We start from the raw sequence: 18,784 nt of genomic DNA on the forward strand, positions 1-18,784 counted from the left end.
CCTTCATCCCCTCCGCACGGCCTCTACCTCTTGCACCCAGCAAGGGCATGTGCGCACCTTGGCCCCACCACGTCTGCATTGGCAGCCAGGCCCCAGCCACGTGTCCGTCCCCTTCTCCCCGGAACCGACGAGCTTGACCCATGGACATGGAACTGACCCAGACTTTTTTACGCGGCAAAAACCCCTGTGCCATGGGCTATCGCTGGTTTGTGCGCAACAACCTGAGCGGCGCTGACTACCAGACGGCCATGGACACCCAGGTGGCTGCAGGCCGCGTGGACGACGCACGCTGGCTGCTGGAGAACTTTGGCAGCACCAATGCCGTGCTGGAGCTGGAGCATTTGGAGGCCGATAACTTTGTGTTTGCGGGCGCGCTGATCGTGCGCGGCGATGTGCGTGTGCCCGGCCAGTTGCTGGTGGGCCGCAGCCTGCAGGTGGGGGCAGGCATTCGCGCGGGCACGCTGGAGGTCAAGGAAGACATCCACTGCGGTGGCGCCCTCTTTGCCCAGACGCTGCAAGCGGGTGGCAGCGTCAAGGCCGCGTGGAGTGTGGAAGTGGCGGACGATATGCGTGCCGAGCATGTGCGCGCAGGCTGGGAGTTGCGCTGCACAGGCAACGTGACCTTGAGCGGCGAAGCCGTGGCGGGCCAAGGCATTGAGGTGCAAGGCAGCCTGCAATGCGCCAAGGGCGTGCGGGCGGGCGGTGCCATCCACGTGCAAGGCCTGCTGGAGGCGGGCCACGGCATTGCCACGCAGGACAGCCTGCACTGCGGCAACCACATTCAGGCAGGCTGGGGCATCAAGGCGCTGGGCGATATCCGCGCCGCCTGCAGCATTCGCGCTGGCGAGAGCATGCAGGCCGACGGCGACATCGTGGCCGGTGAAGGTTATGGCGTGTTTGCCGGCATGAATGTGCAGCAAGCCGCTTGGCCCGATTGCGCCTGGGTGCGCGCATTGCGCAAGCCGCAGGGGCTGGTCAGTGGCTGGTGGGATGCGCCTGCAGACGCCCGCTTGCAGGGGGCTTAAGCTGCACCTAACAGGGTGCTGTGAGCCTGAGACCCATAGGGGACGACGGCGGCTGCTGCGCAGCGGTCACGCAGCAAGGCCGCATCTCCCCGACCCTAGGGTCACCCCCAGGTCATACACACCCCGCATGACCTCCTTCCGTTTCATCGTTATGCCTGCGTCGCCAATTGCCAGATAGTTGACGCAAGTCCTTGACGACGACGGCATCTGCTGTGCCTGGCACGCAGATTGCTGATAACACCACGAAGGAGATCGGTATGACGAAATTTTCCACCCGCTGGAGCCTGGCCTGTGTCGCCTTGGCCTCGGCATTCAGCGTGCACGCCCAAACTGGCAGCACCCTCGAAAAAATTCAGCAACAAGGCAAAGTCACGATTGGCGTGCGCGAGAGCTCTGCACCCATGGCGTACGCACTGGGCTCTCATGCCCAGTTTGTGGGCTACCACGTCGAACTGTGCGAGAAGGTGCTGGCCCGCATCGCCCCCCAGGCCAAGATTGAGTACATGGCCATGACGGCCCAAAACACATTGCCCCTGGTGCAAAACGGCACGGTGGACATGGGCTGTGGCCCCACCACCAACAACCTCAGCCGCCAAAAACAGGTGTCGTTTGCGGTCACCACCTATGTGAGCGAAGTGCGCATGGCGGTGCGGGCAGACTCGCCCATCACCTCGTTCAAGCAGCTCGATGGCAAAACCGTGGCGGCTTCCGCAGGCACCACAGCGGTGCAATTGCTGCGCAAGTTTTCCAAGGACCACAACGTGAATTTGCCCACCCAACTGGGCAAAGACCACTTCGAGAGCTTCATGATGCTGGAAGCGGGCCGCGCCGAAGCCTTTGTGCTGGACGACAACTTGCTTGCCGGTGTGATTGCCAATTCCAAAGACCCCAAGGGCTACAAAATTGTGGGCGAAGTGCTGGGCTCCGAGCCGATTGCACTGCTGTTCCGCAAGGATGATCCCAGCTTCAAAAAAGCAGTAGACGATGCCCTGGTCAGCATGATGAAGTCGGGCGAAGTGGCGCAGATCTATGACAAGTGGTTTGTGCAGCCGATTCCCCCCAAGAACATGTCTTTGAACCTGCCCATGGGTGACACCCTCAAGCAGCTGCTGCAAGCACCCAACGACAAGCCGCTGGAAGCGTACAGCCTGTAAGGCGCTCCACGCGGGCATTGCAGCATTGCCAACCCCGCGTGGCTGAATGCCCTCAGAGATGACCGTCACGCATGCGCTGCCAGCGCGTGCCAACACGCCGCCCTTTCTTTCTATAGGCCACCGCTTGTGGCACCGTCTTGCGTCGAATCCACAGGCAGGACACAGCGCTCCCAACAGCGCGGTCGCTGCCGAACCGAGATCAACATGATGCATCGTCGACATTTCCTGTGTACCAGTGCGCTGGCACTGGGCCTGCCCCAAGTCTGGGCACAAAGCGCTTGGCCCCAAAAGCCTGTGCGCGTAGTGATTCCTTATGCAGCAGGAGGTGTCACGGACAGCGTGGGCCGCAAGCTGGTGGAAAAGATGGGACAAGCGCTGGGCCAGAGCTTTTTTGTGGAAAACAAAGGAGGTGCTGGCGGCACGCTGGGCATGGCAGACGTGACAAAGGCCGCACCTGATGGCTATACGCTGGCACTCAGTGCCATCAGCCCGCTCACGTTGTCACCCCACCTGATGAAGCTGCCCTACCAGCCATTTAAGGATGTGGTTGCGGTGGCTCCCATGATGTATTCACCCGTATACGTTCTGGCCACCAGCAGCTTTTTGGGCAAGAGCTGGAACGATTTGCTGCAGCAGGCCCAAGCACAACCGGGCAGTGTGCGGATTGCGACATCAGGCATCGGTTCGGTTGGCCACATCATGGTGGAGCAGTTACAGGCCCAAACGGGTTTGCAGTTCACCCATGTGCCTTACAAGGGCGTGGGGCAGATCGTGACCGATGCGGTAGGCGGACATTTTGAGCTGATGCTGGGCAACCCTTTTTCCACCATTAACAGCCTGATTGAGCAAGGCAAGCTGCGCGTTCTGGCCACCACCGGCCCACAGCGCGCGCCCAGCCACCCAGATATTCCAACCTTAGCCGAACTCGGCGCGCCCCAAGCCAACCTGACCTCGCTATTTGGCTTTATGGCGCCTGCTGGCACACCCGCAAAAGTAGTCCAGCGAATCAACACCCTGGTGCAGGAGTTGGTGCAAACCGATGACATTCAAGCCATCCTCAAAGCTACGGACAACATCGCCTTGCAACAGGATCAAGCCACGTTTGAAGAAGTGCTGCGCGAAGAAAGCGCCAGCAATGCAGCCATCATCCAAAAGGCTGGCACCAGGATCTAGCCAGCACCGCGCTCAGGGCTACTAGTGGGCTTCTGTCGCTGGGCCTTGCACATGCTGCGCCATAAAGCTGCTGGCCGAGGCTTGAATCCAGGTGCGAAATGCCTGCAGGGGCGGATAAGCGCTGCGGCTGGTGGGCCAGGCCAGGTAATAGCGCTCGGCACTTTCCATTTCAGGCAACTGCGGCAGGGCGCGCACCAGCTCTCCGCTGGCCAATTCCTGAGCTATCAAAAACGAAGGCAGCAACGCCACGCCCACGCCCGCAGTAGCGGCCTGCGCTGCCGTAGCGAACTGGTCAAACAACATGCCGGGCACCTCGCTGGTGGGGTGGCCCTGGTGCTCAAACCAGCGGTGCCAGGCGTCGGGGCGTGATGCCAGGTGCAGCAGCGGTGCCCGCAACAAATCCTGCGGCTGGGCAAACTGGTGCTGCGCCCACATTGCAGGGCTGCAGGCTGGCACCACGGTTTCACTCATCAAAAACGCCAGCTCCGCGCCGGGCCAATGTGGCAGGCCAAAGTGGATGCCCGCATCGACGGCTTCGAGCTGAAAGTCAAACTGCGACAAGCGCGTGGTGAGGTTGATGGTGATGCCCGGGTGTGCGCTGAAAAACTGCGGCAATCGCGGTGCCAGCCAGCGTGTGCCAAACGTGGGCAAGATGGCCAAATTCAGGCTGCCGCCTTGCGGGTTGGTGCGCAAGCCCAAGGTGGCATTGGAGATGCGCATCAGCGCACCGCGAATTTCTTGGGCATAGGCCTGCCCGGCGGGGCTCAGGCGCACTGTCTGGCGTTCGCGCACAAACAAATCTATGCCCAGCCGGTCTTCCAGGGCGCGGATTTGGCGGCTGACCGCACTTTGCGTGAGGTGCAGCTCAGCAGCGGCAGCCGTAAAGCTCTGGTGGCGGGCAGAGGCCTCAAACGCACACAACAAAGACATCGGGGGCAAAAAACGTCGGGATAGCTGCATAAAAACCCCAGCACCCAGGTGCTGGCAAACATGGAGGAATCCGAGGTCATTCCTGGCTTGCATGACATCGGCACCAGATTATCGTTTGACCAAAGTCAAAGCCTGCACCACCATGCCTTGGAATTGGGGTGGCATCCATGCGTAGTAATACGATCACTGCGCGCTGGCGCACCCTGCTTTTTCACCGTCTTTCCCACTGCCTACTCATGAGCGCCACGCATCACCCCACCGCCGCTTTCGTCTCCAGCGATGAAATTCGCACCCGTTTTTCACGCGCCATGTCCCAGATGTACCGCACCGAAGTGCCGCAATACGGCAGCCTGGTGGCGCTGGTGGCCGAGGTGAACCAGCAGACGCTGCAAGCAGACGCCGAGTTGCATGCCCAGATGGTGCGCACCGGGGAGCTGGAGCGCCTGGATATCGAGCGCCACGGCGCCATCCGCGTGGGCACGGCGCAAGAGCTGGCCACGCTGCGCCGTTTGTTTGCCGTCATGGGCATGGAACCCGTGGGTTACTACGACCTCTCGGTGGCAGGCGTGCCTGTGCACTCCACCGCTTTTCGCCCGATCAGCGATGCCGCACTGCGCGTCAACCCGTTTCGCGTGTTTACCTCGCTGCTGCGCCTGGAGCTGATTGCCGACCCCGACTTGCGCCAGCAAGCCAGCGACATTCTGGCGCGCCGTCACATCTTCACCCCGCGTGCACTGGCGCTGATTGCGCAGTCGGAAGCTCAAGGCGGCCTCAGCGATGCCGATGCCAACGCATTTGTGCAAGAAACGCTGGAGACGTTCCGCTGGCACAGCGATGCCACCGTGGATGCAGCCACCTACGATGCGCTGCAAAAAGCCCACCGCTTGATTGCAGATGTGGTGTGCTTCAAAGGCCCACACATCAACCACCTGACGCCACGCACGCTGGATATTGATGCGGCGCAAGCAGGCATGCCTGCCCACGGCATGGATGCCAAGGAGGTGGTGGAAGGCCCGCCACGCCGCCGCTGCCCGATTTTGTTGCGCCAAACCAGCTTCAAAGCCCTCAAGGAAGCCATCCGCTTTACCGATGCGCAAGGCGACAGCAATGGTGCACACACCGCCCGTTTTGGCGAAATTGAGCAACGCGGCGTCGCCCTGACGCACCAGGGCCGTGCGCTGTATGACCAGTTGCTGGCCCAGGTGCGCAGCATGGGCAGCGCCGGCAGTGCCGCGCCTGACTACAGCACGCGCCTGGAGCAGGCATTTGCGCAATTCCCGGACACCCATGTGCAACTGCGCAGCCAGGGTCTGGCTTTTTACCGCTACAGCGTGCCTGCGGGTGCCCCGGCACCGGCCCAGCTCCCGCAGAGCACGGCCGACTGGGAGGCCCTGATTGCTCAGGGCTTGGTGCAGGCAGAACCAATTACTTACGAAGACTTTTTGCCAGTCAGCGCCGCAGGCATCTTCCAATCCAACCTGGGCGGCGACGAGCAAAAGCACTACCAAGCCAATGCCGCGCAGCAAGTGTTTGAAGCGGCACTGGGCGCCCAGGTGCACGATGAGATTGCGCTGTACGCGCAAGCCCAGGAGCGCTCCATGGCGCAAGTGCGCGCTGCCTGGCAGGGTGTGACGGCCTGATCCCGCAACGCCCACGGCACCACCCGCCGTGGGCTCAATTTTTGGTCCGCATGAACACCACGCCCACCCTCACGCCGCTGGCGGCTTTTCCCCCGCTGTTTGCCGAGCCCGCCGGCTCCCCGATTCGGGAGCTGTTTCCACTTCTGAGTCGCCCCGGCATGATGTCCCTGGCGGGCGGCTACCCCTCGGCCAGTTTGCTGGATGCCGAAGGCCTGGCACAGGCTGCCAGCCACGCCATGGGCCAAGGCATCAGCGCCTTGCAATACGGTGCCACCGAAGGCTTGCCTGCCATGCGCGATGCCTTGGCGCAGCAAGCGCAAGCGCGCGGCATGACAGCCAGCGCGCCGGATGTGTTGGTGACCACGGGCTCGCAACAGGCCTTTGACCTGCTGGTGCGCGTGCTGCTGCAGCCCGGCGACACCGCCTTGGTGGAAGTGCCCGCCTACCCCGCCACCCTGCAAGCCCTACGCCTGGCCCAAGCAAACATTGTGGGCGTACCCATGGATGCCGACGGCCTGCACACCGATGCACTGGCCGAACTGCTGGCGCAGATGCCTGCTGCGCAGCGCCCCAAGCTGCTCTATACCGTGCCCAACTTCTCCAATCCGCGTGGCAGTTTGCTCAGTGGCCAGCGCCGCCAGGCTTTGGTGCAGCTGGCCCTGCAATACGGCTTCTGGATCGTGGAAGACGACCCTTATGGCGAACTGCACTTTACCCACGCACAGGACACGGCCAGCGGCACACCCGCCACATTGCGCAGCATGGCCGCGCACCTGGCCCCTGCCGGGCGCAACCCGGTGGTCTACCTCTCCAGCCTGTCCAAAACCGTGGCCCCGGCACTGCGCATTGGCTGGATGCTGGCAGACCAGGCCTTGCTGCGCCGCTGCGCAGTGGCCAAGCAAACCGTGGATTTATGCACCTCGCCCATGGCGCAGATGGTGGCCACCAGCTATTTGCACAGCGGCCGCTACGCGCCCACGGTGCAGCGCGCCCGCGCCGAGTACCAACGGCGCATGCATGCCTTGGTGCAGGGCTTGAATGCCATCCCCGATCAGCCCCTGCGCTGCACCATGCCTGCAGGCGGCATGTTTGTCTGGGCCGACATTGCGCCCCACATCGCACCGCAGCGCTTGTTTGAGGCGGCCGTGCAGCACGGGGTGCTCTATGTACCGGGCAAAGCCTTCTACCCTGACGCTGCAGAGAGACACGCGCTGCGCCTGTCCTTCGCCGCTACCGAGGCGCAGGACATGGCCGAGGCCGTGCAACGCCTGAGCCGCGCCGCCCTGCAGGCGCAATCCGCCTAGCGCTGGGCACCCAGACCCAGCCCAGAGTTTCTACAATCGCCACAGCACCACCAGCGGGTGGCGATTTTTTTTGCTTTGGACTGCGCTATGCCCACCCCCACCACCGAACCTGTCAACATTCAAAAGCAACGCCGCGGCTTCTCGCGCATCTGGCACGCCGGGCGCTATTCCGTGGAAGGGCTGGTCGCCGCCATCCAAGAATCTGCCGCCTTTCGGCAAGAGACACTGCTGGCCGTGGTGCTGGTGCCTGCCAGCTTTTGGCTAGGGCAGACCTGGGTAGAAACCGCGCTGCTGGCTGCCGTGGTGGTGCTGGTGCTGGTGGCCGAGCTGCTCAACACCGGCATTGAAGCGGCGATTGACCGGATTGGCCCCGAGTGGCATGCCCTGTCCAAAATGGCCAAAGACGTGGGCAGCGGCGCCGTGCTGCTGTGCCTGCTGCTGTGCGGCGGTGTGTGGGCTGCGGCGCTGTACCAGCGCTTTGTAGCCTGATTGCCCGTACACATCTTGCTGTGCCACAGCGCGCCTTACACTGCGCCCAAACCTTTGTTTTCACTGTTTGATTGAGGGCTTCACCCCGTGTTCACCGGCATCATCCAAGCCGTGGCAACGATTGCCGCGCTGCACGACCAAGACGGTCTGCGTACCTTCACCATGCAATTCCCGGAAGGCTTTTGCCAGGACCTGGCCATTGGCGCCAGCGTCTCGCACGATGGCGTGTGCCTGACGGTGACCGAGCTGCTCTCCCCCACGCGCGCCACCTTTGATGTGATGCAGCAGAGCCTGAACATCACCACGCTGGGCCGCTGCCAGGTGGGCGATGTGCTGAACGTGGAGCGCGCTGCCAAAGACGGTGCAGAGATTGGCGGCCACCCGCTGTCGGGTCATGTGGATTTCACCGCGCCCGTGCTGCAGGTGCTGCACACCGACACCAACCACAAGATTCGCTTTGGCATTCCCGAGGCCTTTCGCCCCTATGTGTTTGCCAAAGGCTATATCGCCATCAATGGCGCCAGCCTGACGGTGGCGGAAGTCAGCCGCCAAGAAGGCTGGTTTGAGGTGTGGCTGATTCCTGAAACCCTGCGCATGACCGTGTTTGGCCACAAGCGCGTGGGCGATGAGGTCAACATCGAAATCGAACGCAGCACGCAGGTAGTGGTAGACACGGTGCGCGAAACCGTACAAGCCAGTCTGGGCAAGCTCAAGCCCGTGCTGGAGGCGCTGCTGGCCGAGAAAGGCCTGCGCCTGGATGATTTTGTGGATGTGCCAGTGCTTAAAAAATAAGAGCTGCCTGCGCTGAATAAAAAAGGACTTCAGAGACAAAACACTCTGAAGTCCTTTTTTGATGAGCGCTAGCTGCTATTTATTTTTCACATGCGGCTCAAGCTGCGCCGCCTGCCCGCGCTGCGCCAGTTCGTCGAACTTCAAGCGTGCCAAATCTTTCAGGGCCATTTGCTGCGGCGGCTGGGCCGCGTGCAATGCGGGGTGCTGCGCCATAAACGCCGTGAAAGCGGCTGCGTCGTAGCTGTAGGGCTGACCGTCCAGCGCATCCAGCAGGCGCAGCAGCAGCAGATTGCCCTGGCGCCCCCGGTGCACGGAGCGCTCCATGCGCCAGGCCGCAAAACAGGCCATGGCCGCAGGCAGCAGCAGCCCCGGCAAGCCCACGCCCGGCGTGGTGAACGCTTGGTACATCACATAGCCCATGGCCAGCACAATCACACCAAACAGCGTGGCAATGCCGTAATGGCGCTTGGCAATGCGGTCTTGGTGCGCCACCGCCTGGCGGGCGAATGCGGCGGGCAGCTCCAGCAGGGCCTGCATGCCACGTGCCAGATCATTGCCGTGGGACTGCTTGGCCAGCGACAGCACGATGTAAATCTGCTCTACATCGGAAGGCTGCAAGAAAGCATCAAAGCTGTCGGGTGTGGGTGGGGCGGAAGGTTTGCGAGACATGACCCAAGGAAGGCTAAAAGAGTGCGCCACTCTACCGGCTTCACGCCCCCATCGCTACCGCGCTGTGTAAAGGCAGTACCCGCCGGTACGTTGAAGTGCCGCCACAACAGCACCACCACCAACATGCTGATTGGCAGGCGCTGTGCTGGTGCCGGAGGGGCGGCGTGCGTTCAGCGCGCCAGCGCAGCGCTTAAGCCTGGGACTTGGGCGCGCGATCGCTCGCAGCGCGCGGCAGGATCTGGTTGAGCACCATGGCCGCCATGGCGCCGATGGTCACCGCCGAGCCCAGCAGGTACTGCAGCATGTCAGGCAGCGAAGCCACCCACTCCTTGGGCGCCAAGGTGGCAAAAAACGAGCAGATGATGGGCACCCCCACCACCAGCATGGCGCGTTCATCCAGATGCACATGGCGCAGGATACGGATACCCGCCATGGCAATGGTGATGCACACCACAGCAAACATACCGCCAATCACCGACGAAGGAATGGCCGCAATCGCCGCCGAGAATTTACCCAAAAAGCCCAGACCCACCAGCACCAGCCCGGCTGCGATAAACACCATGCGGCTGGCCACGCCAGTGATGGAGATCACGCCTGCATTGGTGGAGTAACCGGTGACGGGGGTGCCGCCCACCAGCGCGGCCACGCCGCAGCTCAGGCCTTCGCCCACCGCGCCACGGTCCAGCTGCTGGTCGGTGATGGGCTGGTCGATGACCGCCGACACGGCAAACCAGGTACCGGTGGTTTCGGCAATCACCACCAGGTAAATCACCACAAAAGTCAGGATGGCGGGCAGCGAAAAGTGCAGGGCATAGTCCACCCCCACCAGCTTGGGCAACGTGAACCAGGGCGCCGCGGCAATGCTGCTCCACGAAAACAGGCCCATGGCCCAGGCCACCAAGGTGCCGCCCACCAGCGCAATCACCACGGACGACACACGCATCCACAGCCCCAGACGGTTGTTCCAGCGCAGGCCCAGCATCATGGCCACAATCAGCAGCACTGCCGATGTAGCGGCCAGCAGCAGCGACTGGTTGAGCGTGGTGCCACCGTGCACGTTGAACACATTGGCCGTCAGCGCAATCGGCAGCAGCGACAAGCCCACCACCAAGATGATGGTGCCGCCCACAATCGGCGGCACCAGCCAGCGCACCAGGCGGTGAAACCCGCCGGTCATGCCCAGCAGCATGACCAGCAGCGCACCAGGAATCAGCGCACCGAACACGGTGCCCAAGCCGGCGTAACCGCCGCCTGCAGCAAACGCAATCGCCAAAATGGCGCCCAGCGGAATGTAGGACGGCCCTTGGGCCACCGGCATGCGCATGCACCATGCGGTCTGAATGATGGTGCCAATGCCCGCCGCCAAAAACGTGGACTGGATGAAGGACGCTGCATCGGCCTGTGACAGCGCCAGCGCAGAGGCAATGATGAAGGGCACCACGTACACATCCATGGCCATGACGTGTTGCAGGCCCAGCAACAAGGCTTTGGAGAAGGTGACACGGTCTTCGGGGCGGGCAATCAGATGCCCTTCGTAAGCGGTGTGGGGGTCGTTCATGGCAGACAGGGCGAAAGGGCAAAAAGAAAACGAGGAAATTGGGGATAGGCGCAGTGGCTAGGCCCATACAGCACTATCCAAACAGGCCAAAAAGGCGGCGGGCCAAGGCTGCGACACCCGCTGGTACGTATCAGGTGCGTGCGTGGACTTGCTGCCCCTGCACCCACACCTGCGCCACATTGGCGCGGGTGGCGTTGTGCATGATTTTTTGCAGCACATCGGCGTCGCTGTCCTCGCCCGCCCACAGCCAGATATTGGAATCCGGCGCCAGGCAATCCACGGCGATGGCATCCATGGCGTAGCCGGACTCAATACGGCCAATCGGCAAATCCAGCGCCTGCCCCCCTGCGGCTGTGGCCAGCCACAGCGCAAACACATGGTCAATCCTGGCGGGGCGGCCTTGGGCGGCGCGACCGCGCGCGCTGCTGGGCTGGTCGGGGTCGGTGCCTTCGTGCAGCGCCAACGCCGCCGTCATTGCATGGCGGCAGGCATCGAACATGCTGGGGCTGTAGCCGCCCGAAATGTCGGTAGCCAGCCCCATACCCAGTTGTTGCTGCAGGCCCGTGCGTGCGGGAAACACGCTGTTGGCAAAGTAGAAGTTGGACAGCGGGCAATGCGCCACCGAAGCACCGGTGCGCGCCATCAGCGCCACGTCCTCGAGCGTTAGAAAGTTGGCATGGGCCACCACGGTGCGGCGCGTCATGAGACCAAAGCGGTGCAGCGCATGCGCATCGGTGGTGCCGGTGCGCGCCAGCACATGGCCATGGGCCCAGTCGCTTTCGGAGCAATGCGTTTGCACATGGACACCGGTGCGCTGGGCCAGATCGCCCAGGCCTTGCAACAGCGCGTCGGTGCAAGACGGAATAAAGCGCGGGGTGATGACGGGCAGCACGCGCTGCTGCGCGTTAGCAGGGTGGGCACGCAGCCAGTCCATAAAGGCTTGGGTGTCGGCCACGGCATGGGCCGCACTGGCGTCTTTGTAATACGGTGGGCACTGCGTGGGCTCATCCATGGCCACCTTGCCCACCAGCGCGCGCTGGCCGTGGGCCAGGCAGCGCTCGGCCAGCACCTGGTTGCCCGCGTTGTCCACGGTGCCAAAGTACATGGCTGTGGTGGTGCCGTTGGCCAGCAGCGTAGGCACGACCACGTCGTACACGCGCTGGGCAAACGTGGGGTCGCGGTAGCGCGCCTCCAGCGGGAAGGTGTTGTCCTGCAGCCAAACTTCCAGCGGCACATCCAGCGCTTTGCCGTTTTGCGGCCACTGGGGGGCATGCACATGCAAATCCACCATGCCGGGCAGCAGGTAGCTGCCAGCCGGCAGACTGCGCAGCGTACCGGCAGCCGCATGGGCGGCTTGCGCAGCCTGCCGGCGCGGGTCGCCCTGCTGCAGCACCGCCTCAATCACGCCCTGCGCATTCACACAGACCAGTACATCGGCCTGCACCCGCAACTGGTTGGATGCAGGCGCATCAAAGGCCGTGCACTGCAGCGCCCAGGGGGCAGACACATCACAAGCTGCTGGGGCAGCCGCAGGCGGGGAAGCAAACAAAGTCATGGGCAATCACGGGGCAGCCAAGCTGCCCCTGCAAGCAAAGCACCCTGCCGCTGACAAGGTGCACAAAAAACAATGCACCCATGCCTTCAAACCTGGGTGCGACAGCGTGGAATGTACCCAGTGCCAGGGGTGGCTTGCAGACACGGCCCGGCTTGCCCATAACCGGCCATTGGGTTCCTGCAGCAAGCGCTGCACACGGGAGCCATTCCACACAGCACCTGCACCGCAGGGCCCACCACCAACCCAGGGCGTTACAAAGCCAGCTCCATCAGAATGCGCATGACATCGGTACGCGTCAGAATGCCCACCAGCTTGCCCTGGCGCAGCACCGCAACAAAAGGCACGCTGTGTTGGGACAAGGTCTCCAGCAGGTGCAGCACCGGGGTATGGTCTTCCACACTCAGTGGCGCGTCCTCAATCAGCGCTGCCGCATGTACAGACGCTGTCGCCGCAGGTTTTCGCCCCCACAGCCGCCAGATGCTGCGCGGGTGCTTGTGACGGGCATGCGGTTGCTGCTGCCACAGCCAGTCAAACAATGCATTGCGTGCCACCACACCCAGCAAGCGCCCCTGCGCATCAGTCACCGGTAAGCTTTTGATGGGGTGTTGCCGAAACTGCGCCGCCAGCTTGTCCACATCGTCCGTGGGCCTGCAGGTCCACAGCGCAGCCGTCATCACCTGTGCACAGGTGACGCTCCCCAAGCGCCGGGAGATGGCCTGCTCCTCGGCCGCACGCACCAATTGCCCCAGCTCTTGCGGTGTCAGGTTGTAGTCTTGGTCAAAACGTGCCAGCAGGGCTTGCAGATCTGCGTTCGACAACCCATCGGACTGCAAGTGCAGCTCTTTCTTGCCCGCAGCTTGGGGCGCCGCCACCTGCAAGGGATAGTGTTTGCCCCAGGCGTGGTGGTAGGCCACCCCCACCAGCACCAGGGCCAGCGTCAGCAGACCAATCGGCAAGAAGGCATAGCTCCAGCTGTGGTGTACGCCGTGCTGGGCTTCCAGCACCAGCAGCAAAGCCACCGCCCCCCCTGGCGGGTGCAGGGCGCGCGTGAGTTGCATGCCAGCTACCGCCCCGCCGACCGCCACCGCAGGCAGCAGCCAGTCCGGCGCCGGCGAGGGCCAGCAGGCCACCACCAGCAAGGCCCACAGGGCCGAGACGGTATTGCCCACCACACAGGACCACGGCTGTGACAGCGGGCCCGTGTGCACGGCAAACACCAGCACCGCCGTAGCCCCCAAGGGGGCAAACAAGGCCCATCCGCCTTGCACGCCACGCCACAGCGCCAATTGCACCATTACGGCGGCGATTGCCAGCCCCAATACCGCACCCAAACCTACGCGCAGCACATCCAGCCGGGCAGCAGGCGCCACGACAGGTTTCCATCCATTTCCAAATTGCATGACATTCCAAACGACAAAACCCCGCCCGAAGGCGGGGTCAGCCCGCAGCGGTGCGGGCAGGTGGTAGGTGGTGCATTGGTGCAAGCACCGCAGTGGTGCAGATCACCCACACCCCCAGCATGCCACAGGCTGCTGGCACCACCATCAGCAGGGTTTCAGGCTGCCAAGGTCTGGGCAGGGCCGAAAAACTCGCAGCGCGCCTGCGCATCCGGCACCCCCGCACGGTGCAGCACCTGCTTGGCCAGGCGCATAAAGCCCACCGGGCCCAGGTAGTAGGCCTGCACGTCGCGCTCGGCGGGCAGCCAGCGGGTCAGCAAGTCGGCATCGGGCATGCCTTGGGCTACCTCGGCTCCACGGGCAGGCAACTGGTCGGCCGCTTGTTCATAGCCAAAGCGCAGTTGCAACTGCGGGTGCTGCGCGGCCAGGCTCAGCAAATCGCTGCGAAACGCCTGCAACTCGGGGCTGCGTGCGCAATGAATGAAGGTAACCGCGCGGCCCGCCAGCAAGCCTTGTTGCAGCATCGCCATCAGCGGGGTAATGCCCACGCCCGCACCCATCAATACCAGGGGTTTGGCCGTGTCATCGAGGGTGAAGTGCCCAGCGGGCGGGAAGACCTCGAGCACATCCCCCACCTGCACCTGCTGGTGCAAGTGGTTGGAGACCACGCCCTGCGCTTCGCGTTTGACGCTGATGCGCAGGCTGCGGCCATCGGCCAGCTGCGACAGCGAGTAGTTGCGCCGCTGCTCCTTGCCGTCCACCTCCACCCGCAGGCCGATGAACTGCCCGGGCTGGTAGGCCAGCACGGCGCCTCCGTCTTCGGGGTGCAGAGTGAAGCTGGTGATCTCGGGCGTTTCTGCCTGCTTGGCGGCCACCACAAAACGGCGCGCACCCTTCCAGCCTCCGGGAGCATCGGCATTGGCGTCGTACGTGGCTTTTTCCGCACCGATCAGGATGTCGGCAAGTTGCCCGTAGGCGGCGGTCCAAGCATCAATCACCTCATCGGTGGCTACCTCGGCGCCCAGCACTTCGCGGATGGCGCGCAGCAAAAAGCCGCCCACAATCGGGTAATGCTCGGGCTGCACCTGCAGCGAGACATGCTTGTGGATGATCTGCGCGGGCAGATCGCCCAAACCGGACAAGTCATCAATGTGCTTGGCGTACATCAGCACGCTGCGGGCCAGCGCACGGGGTTGTGCGCCTGTTTGCTGGTGCACGCTGTTGAACAGGGGCTGCACCTCGGTGCTTTCAGACAGCATCAGGCGGTAGAAATGGGTGGTCAGCGCCTCGCCCCCGGTTTCCAGCAGGGGCACGGTGGATTTGACAATGGCGCGTTGGCGGTCGGTCAGCATGTGGAACATCTCTCCATGGCCGTCTGCGTGCGGCCCCCCATGGGCCGCGGTGCGGATCGGCATTCATGCAATCTACTCCGCAAAGCCTGTGCCAACAAATTTATTGAAACATATCAATCACTTATTGAAAAATATGTCTTTTTGACGCGCATCAATTCATGTCATATAGACAACATATGATGTCAATATGACAACATCCACCATCCTGCTGAACGCCCTGCTGCCTCTGGTGGCGGAGTTGCCCAGCCGCTTGCCCGAGACAGAGCGTTACCGCCGTTTGTTGGCTGCGCTGCGCGCCGTGCTCCCCGGCGATGCCGCCGCGCTATTGCGCTGCGAGAGCGGAGAAAACGGGGATGACTGGTTGCGCCCCCTGGCGATTGATGGCCTGAGCCCAGACACCCTGGGCCGGCGTTTTCGCGTTGCCGAGCACCCCCGCTTTGCCGCACTGTTGGCGGCAGGCCAAGCGCTGCGCTTTCCCACCGACACCGACCTGCCCGACCCCTATGACGGCTTGGTGGCCCACCATTCCGGCGCACCGCTGCCGGTACACGACTGCATGGGCTGCGTGCTGCAGGTTGACGGGCAACCCTGGGGACTGCTGACGCTGGATGCGCTGCAACCCGGGCGTTTTTCGGGGGATGGCCCCCTGCACACGCTGCAGGCCTTCTGCAACTTGGCTTCAGCCACCGTCGCCACCGCAGCCCACCTGCGCCAGCTCGAGCAAAGCGTGCACAACGAACGCCAGCGCGCCGAACACTTTCGCCGTCACACCCCCGTTGCTTCGCCACGCCTGCTGGGCCACAGCGCAGCCATGCGCGCCTTGCAGCGCGACATTGCCACCGTCGCGGCCAGTGATCTGGCAGTACTCATCACGGGTGAAACCGGTGTGGGCAAAGAACTGGTGGCCCAGGCGCTGCACGCGCAGTCTGACCGTGCCGACCAGGCTTTTGTCAGCATCAACTGCGCCGCCCTGCCCGACACGCTGGTGGAAAGCGAACTGTTTGGCCATGTGCGCGGGGCCTTCACCGGCGCCGTGGGTGACCGCCAAGGCAAATTCGAGCAGGCGCACCAAGGCACACTGTTTCTGGATGAAGTGGGGGAGCTGCCCCTGGTCACCCAGGCCAAGCTGCTGCGCGTGCTGCAAAGCGGACAGATCCAGCGACTGGGGTTGGACCGCGAACGCACGGTGGATGTGCGCATCATCGCCGCCACCAACCAAGACCTGGCTGCTGCGGTGCATGCCGGGCGCATGCGGGCAGACTTCTTCCACCGGCTCAGCGTCTACCCCCTGCAGGTGCCGCCGCTGCGCGCGCGCGAAGGGGATGTGCTGGTGCTGGCGGGCTATTTTCTGGAGCGCACACGCTCACAGTTCGGGCTGGATGGACTACGGCTGGAGGCCGATGCGCAGTCCGCATTGCTGGCCCACCACTGGCCTGGCAATGTCCGCGAGCTGGAGCATGCCGTGCGCCGCGCTGTATTGCACGCCCTGCGGCGACCACGCCCCGCCGGGCAGTTCTTGGGGGTCACGGCCCAAGACTTTGCATTAACTCCCGCATTGATAGCTGCTGGCGCAGATGCAGCAAGCAGCAAAGGCCAATTTGACCTAAATTTCACTGCCCCCACCGCTTGTGCTGACGGTGTGAGTTTGCGCAGCGCCGTGGCACAGTACGAACGCCACCTGGTCGAGCAAGCCCTCCAAACCCACGGTTACCGCTGGGCCGCCGCCGCCCGTGCATTGCACATGGATCGAGCTAACTTGCAGCGCCTGGCCAAACGGCTGGGCCTGATGCCTGCCACCGATGCCCTATAGCCCTGAAGACCATGCCTGCGTGCCCTGCCCGCACAGGCGGTGACTCTGGGCGAACATGCTCGTAAACAGCGGCCTGACACCCACGCGGCCAACGAAAAAATGGTTTCTTACCAGGCCCCGCGAATTCCGTTCACCCTATCGCCGCCCCAAGGCTTGAAGGCTTGAAGCGCTGGGCGTCCTACCAGAAAAAAGCACGCCGATCACGTCTTAAAATTACCTGTGGCCGATTGTGAAAAACCTTTAATTTTTTCACGCCACGCTGTGCTGAAACAGCTACATTGACCTATGACAAGAATATAGGGAGACCATATGCCCCAGCAACGCATACGCCGAATCTTTGCTTTTTTGGCGGCGCTAGAAAAAGCACCCGACTGCGCTTCCCGGGAGGAAGCGTTCGAATTGGTGCACTCCACTTGGCTCAAGGTGAATATGGAGTCCGCGACCCCGGACAAAGACATTGAAGCCTTTCGGCATATGCAACTGCGTGCGGAGGATGGCTGGCAAAACCTTGAGGGCGATCCTTGCCACCTGCAGAGCATTGAGCACTCTGGACTGTGTCTGTACCTGCACTCAGACGGTGCATTCGTGATTCAAGACCTGAGCAGTCCCTCGCACCCCATTTTGATGTCCAAGCTAGGGGCCAAGCCTTCCATGAAACAAGCGGCCCCTGACGCTGTGACCTCTTAGGGCAGCGCTTTCAGCCCGCCCTATGTGCTTTTGCTGGCATGGAGAAAGCAGTGCAATGCGTCTGTCTTATGCGTACAAATCCCAGCGCGAAGGAAGATGCGCACCGGATTTGTCTCAGCCAAGCCCTGCGTTAACTTTCGCTCTCTGAGCGCATGACCCACAAAGACAAACCGCGAGAGCTTGGGTTCCGCCCCCCCAGTACGCAGCCAATAAAAAAGGGCCCGAAGGCCCCTGGGGTCAGGTTGCACGGATGTCGCGTGCTTATTGCGCAAACTTGCGCTTGGCATCGGCTACGCAAGCGTCTTTTGCATTGCCTGACATCGCATCGCAACGTTCTTTGGCGGCTTGGTACTCAGCATCACGCACTTTTTCCGCCGCTTCCTGGCGCGCATCGGCTACATCCGCTTTCTTGCTGGCGGCGTTAGTATTGGTCTCCATGCGTGCCTCAGCGACCTTGGCCGCCTCCAAGGCCTTTACATGCGCAGCCTTGGCATCTTTTACACACACATCTTTGGCATTGCCCGAGAGATCGTCACACTCTTCCTTCGCTACGTCATAGTCCGCATCGGCCTTCGCTTTGGCAAGTTTATGGCGATTGGACTCGCTACCGTCTGCACGAAAATTCAGTTCGGCCTTGCCCACTTTTTCGTGACCACTCGCTTGCTTTTCGCATACATCTTTGGCGTTGCCCTTCATCGATTTGCATTGCTGCTTGGCAGCTTTGTACTCCGCCTCAATTCGTGTTTTTTCTGCATTTTTTTCCGCAGGTGTTAAAGCGAAGGCAGACGACGCCATCAGTGTTGCCACACATACCGAGAGAATTTTTTGCGTGAACTGCATGAGCACTCCTTTAGATCGTTGCTGTTTATCAGAACCCAGATAGTCTTTGTCAAGACTTATTAAGGGGTGACCACTTTTGCGTGGCACAAAACAGAATCTACCGATCTCAAATAATCCATTTTGTCGGGCAGGCAGGCATGCTGCCGTGGGCATATACCTACACACATGAAATACCGGGACTGTAAATAAAACCTCAACGGCTGCATAAGAAGTCTGCAGATTTCACCTACTTATCCTCGGCTGAACTCAAAATTTAATTATAGAAAACAATCTGTTTTGCGCCCTAAATTCTTTGTAAGAAAAACGGAAATCTCACACTGTGTAAAATTAAGTTATTCAAGGTAATTAAAAGCAAAAAATCGCATCCAGGCTAATCATCAAATCGAAAAACCCAACAAACTGCCAAAAT

The 18,784-nt window shown here is 62.0% G+C and carries 16 protein-coding genes; 9 read left to right on the forward strand and 7 right to left on the reverse strand.

Going from position 1 to position 18,784, the window contains the following annotated elements:
* Positions 1-140 precede the first annotated feature (140 nt).
* From B3R00_RS07950 to B3R00_RS07960, 3 genes are all read left to right on the forward strand, one after another.
* Positions 141-1,025 (forward strand): hypothetical protein, encoded by an 885-nt coding sequence (locus tag B3R00_RS07950; protein WP_286998521.1) that lies wholly within the window; start codon positions 141-143, stop codon positions 1,023-1,025.
* 257 nt (positions 1,026-1,282) lie between these two features.
* Complete coding sequence (locus B3R00_RS07955; protein WP_286998522.1) at positions 1,283-2,179, forward strand: transporter substrate-binding domain-containing protein; 897 nt, start codon at positions 1,283-1,285, stop codon at positions 2,177-2,179.
* 207 nt (positions 2,180-2,386) lie between these two features.
* Positions 2,387-3,352, forward strand: coding sequence for a Bug family tripartite tricarboxylate transporter substrate binding protein (locus tag B3R00_RS07960; protein ID WP_286998523.1), 966 nt, complete (start codon positions 2,387-2,389; stop codon positions 3,350-3,352).
* 21 nt (positions 3,353-3,373) lie between these two features.
* On the opposite strand, the gene B3R00_RS07965 is transcribed toward B3R00_RS07960, so the two are convergent.
* Positions 3,374-4,312, reverse strand: coding sequence for a LysR family transcriptional regulator (locus tag B3R00_RS07965; RefSeq protein ID WP_286998525.1), 939 nt, complete (start codon positions 4,310-4,312; stop codon positions 3,374-3,376).
* 206 nt (positions 4,313-4,518) lie between these two features.
* Here B3R00_RS07965 and hglS point away from each other — a divergent pair, with 206 nt between their 5' ends.
* The 4 genes from hglS to B3R00_RS07985 all read left to right on the forward strand — a co-directional run bounded on the left by hglS (position 4,519) and on the right by B3R00_RS07985 (position 8,507).
* Positions 4,519-5,922: a 2-oxoadipate dioxygenase/decarboxylase HglS gene (gene hglS, locus B3R00_RS07970; protein ID WP_286998527.1), complete on the forward strand. Its 1,404-nt coding sequence runs from the start codon at positions 4,519-4,521 to the stop codon at positions 5,920-5,922.
* 50 nt (positions 5,923-5,972) lie between these two features.
* A complete protein-coding gene (locus B3R00_RS07975; RefSeq protein WP_286998529.1) occupies positions 5,973-7,226 on the forward strand; it encodes a PLP-dependent aminotransferase family protein in 1,254 nt (417 codons plus the stop codon).
* A gap of 87 nt (positions 7,227-7,313) precedes the next feature.
* A complete protein-coding gene (locus tag B3R00_RS07980) occupies positions 7,314-7,715 on the forward strand; it encodes a diacylglycerol kinase (RefSeq protein WP_219162927.1) in 402 nt (133 codons plus the stop codon).
* An 87-nt stretch (positions 7,716-7,802) separates the two neighbouring features.
* Complete coding sequence (locus B3R00_RS07985) at positions 7,803-8,507, forward strand: riboflavin synthase subunit alpha (RefSeq protein WP_286998531.1); 705 nt, start codon at positions 7,803-7,805, stop codon at positions 8,505-8,507.
* 75 nt (positions 8,508-8,582) lie between these two features.
* On the opposite strand, the gene B3R00_RS07990 is transcribed toward B3R00_RS07985, so the two are convergent.
* The 5 genes from B3R00_RS07990 to hmpA form a co-directional block, all read right to left on the reverse strand.
* Entirely contained in the window at positions 8,583-9,176 is a 594-nt protein-coding gene (locus B3R00_RS07990) for a hypothetical protein (protein ID WP_286998532.1), read from the reverse strand.
* A 190-nt stretch (positions 9,177-9,366) separates the two neighbouring features.
* Entirely contained in the window at positions 9,367-10,734 is a 1,368-nt protein-coding gene (locus B3R00_RS07995) for a uracil-xanthine permease family protein (protein WP_286998534.1), read from the reverse strand.
* A gap of 130 nt (positions 10,735-10,864) precedes the next feature.
* On the reverse strand, positions 10,865-12,289 hold the full coding sequence (guaD, locus tag B3R00_RS08000; RefSeq protein WP_286998535.1) for a guanine deaminase: 1,425 nt from the start codon (positions 12,287-12,289) through the stop codon (positions 10,865-10,867).
* Between the two features lie 251 nt (positions 12,290-12,540).
* Positions 12,541-13,689, reverse strand: coding sequence for an HPP family protein (locus B3R00_RS08005; RefSeq protein WP_286998536.1), 1,149 nt, complete (start codon positions 13,687-13,689; stop codon positions 12,541-12,543).
* 155 nt (positions 13,690-13,844) lie between these two features.
* Complete coding sequence (gene hmpA, locus B3R00_RS08010; RefSeq protein WP_286998554.1) at positions 13,845-15,038, reverse strand: NO-inducible flavohemoprotein; 1,194 nt, start codon at positions 15,036-15,038, stop codon at positions 13,845-13,847.
* Positions 15,039-15,225: 187 nt separating this feature from the next.
* On the opposite strand from hmpA, the gene norR reads away from it, so the two are divergent.
* Complete coding sequence (gene norR, locus B3R00_RS08015; RefSeq protein WP_286998538.1) at positions 15,226-16,848, forward strand: nitric oxide reductase transcriptional regulator NorR; 1,623 nt, start codon at positions 15,226-15,228, stop codon at positions 16,846-16,848.
* Positions 16,849-17,157: 309 nt separating this feature from the next.
* On the forward strand, positions 17,158-17,535 hold the full coding sequence (locus B3R00_RS08020; protein WP_286998539.1) for a hypothetical protein: 378 nt from the start codon (positions 17,158-17,160) through the stop codon (positions 17,533-17,535).
* A gap of 261 nt (positions 17,536-17,796) precedes the next feature.
* Here B3R00_RS08020 and B3R00_RS08025 read toward each other — a convergent pair whose 3' ends face one another.
* A complete protein-coding gene (locus B3R00_RS08025; RefSeq protein ID WP_286998541.1) occupies positions 17,797-18,375 on the reverse strand; it encodes a hypothetical protein in 579 nt (192 codons plus the stop codon).
* Between the last annotated feature and the right edge of the window lie 409 nt (positions 18,376-18,784).

Origin of the sequence: Comamonas sp. UBA7840, from assembly GCF_002501455.1 — a bacterium.
Classification (GTDB): Bacteria; Pseudomonadota; Gammaproteobacteria; order Burkholderiales; family Burkholderiaceae_C; genus Comamonas; species Comamonas jiangduensis.